Origin of the sequence: Streptomyces sp. NPDC046977 (assembly GCF_040644455.1) — a bacterium.
GTDB lineage: Bacteria > Actinomycetota > Actinomycetes > Streptomycetales > Streptomycetaceae > Actinacidiphila.
Window position 1 is genome coordinate 1 of the sequence record NZ_JBEYWO010000088.1, and the last position, 1,457, is coordinate 1,457.

General features: G+C 67.2%; 2 protein-coding genes. Both read right to left on the reverse strand.

Annotated elements, in window-relative coordinates:
• Nucleotides 1-69: 69 nt before the first annotated feature.
• Nucleotides 70-837, reverse strand: a complete 768-nt coding sequence (locus ABZ883_RS43105) for a transposase (protein ID WP_360917789.1) — start codon at nucleotides 835-837, stop codon at nucleotides 70-72.
• 86 nt (nucleotides 838-923) lie between these two features.
• Entirely contained in the window at nucleotides 924-1,340 is a 417-nt protein-coding gene (locus ABZ883_RS43110; RefSeq protein WP_206669408.1) for a hypothetical protein, read from the reverse strand.
• Between the last annotated feature and the right edge of the window lie 117 nt (nucleotides 1,341-1,457).

Genomic DNA, 1,457 nt, shown 5'->3' on the forward strand with positions numbered 1-1,457 from the left:
CTAAGGGCTGTCCCGTAAATGATCTTCGAGTCGCCTCGGGTGGGGCTGGCCGCTGTGCGTTCCATCGGCCTATCCAACGAGGGCGAGGTTGTGCATCCGGGCGATGCCGAGCATGGCGTGGTGGACGCCGTCGCCCTTCAGTCGGCAGTCGCGGAGGATCTTCCAGGTCTTCATGCGGGCGAAGACGTGCTCGACTCGGGCGCGGATCTGTTTGTGGGAACGGTTGTGCTCCTGCTTCCACTCGCAGAGCTCGCCGCCGAGTGGGCGGCGGTGCGGGATGACGAGACCGGTGCCGGGATAGCCGCCGTCGGCGATCGTGGTGGTTCGGCCGACGATCGCCGCTGCCCCCGACTCGACCCATGCCTTGCAGTCGTTACGGTTGCCAGGCACGGGGTGCCCGACGGCGACGACCAGTCGGGTGTCGGCGTCGATGACGACCTGGTGGTTGGTGGAGTAGCGGTAGTTCTTCGATTTCTCGGCGATGCTGTGGTCGCGGGTGGGGACCAGCGTGCCATCCACGATGAGTACCGCGTCCTTCCGGAACCGCTGTCTTTGTTTCAGCGCGAGCAGGGGGCCAAGGTGGTCGACGACGCGATCGGCCGCCGACTTTGAGATTCCGAAGAGGGGTGCGAGCTGCCGTAGCGTCAGGTTCGTGCGCCAGTAGGCCGCGACGAGGAGCGTGCGGTCCTCAAGTGACAGTGACCAAGGGCGTCCTGGGCGGACCGCATCGGCACCTTCGCACCGCAGCATCGTGATCAGCTTGCCGAATGCACGAGGGCTCAGCCCGGTGAACGGGGCTATCCAGGACTGCTCCGACGCCGTAATCACACCTGTCACGTCAAGATCATTGCATCGCCGCTCCGGTGCTCTCTTCTTGGTGTTGCACCTTGATGATCCTCGTCTGACACCATCCGGCGTGACGCTCAGGTCATGTCAGGCTCGGCGGCCAACTGCGCGGGTGGATGCTCGTCCCGGCTCTCCGGGGTGAAGGCGTCGCGGCGGGCGAGGGTCACCGACAGAGGCAGGCCCAGCCGCTCGGCCGCGCGTCGGCGAACACGCACCTGTGATTGAGTCCGCGGGCGGAACGACGGGAGCCGCGAGCAGCCGCAGCCGGGGCGGTGGTCGTAGGTCAGCCCCTCCGCGAGCACGGTAGCAACGACGGACCACGCCTTCGCGTCGCGTCGCCGGGGGGCGGCGAAGTCGTAGCCGGCGAAGACGAGTTCCTGACGACAGCCAGGACAGATGCGCTTGCGGATCGGCCACGTGCTGCCCTTGAAGGAGAGCCGGCACGCGACGCACACGTAATGCCGGAAGGCGCCGTTGAACGCGTGGTAGCACATGGCCAAGAGGCTACGCGTCGTCCGCGGGCGGGCCCAAGCGGATACGTGGCGCCCCGGCATGGCCAGTCAGCCGCCCGTCCGCCGCCGTCCGCGAGCGAATAGCGGGACAACCCTTAG

Coding starts and splice junctions, on each gene's coding strand:
- ABZ883_RS43110 (WP_206669408.1), bottom strand. CDS start 1,340: ATGTGCTACCACGCGTTCAACGGCGCCTTCCGGCATTACGTGTGCGTC.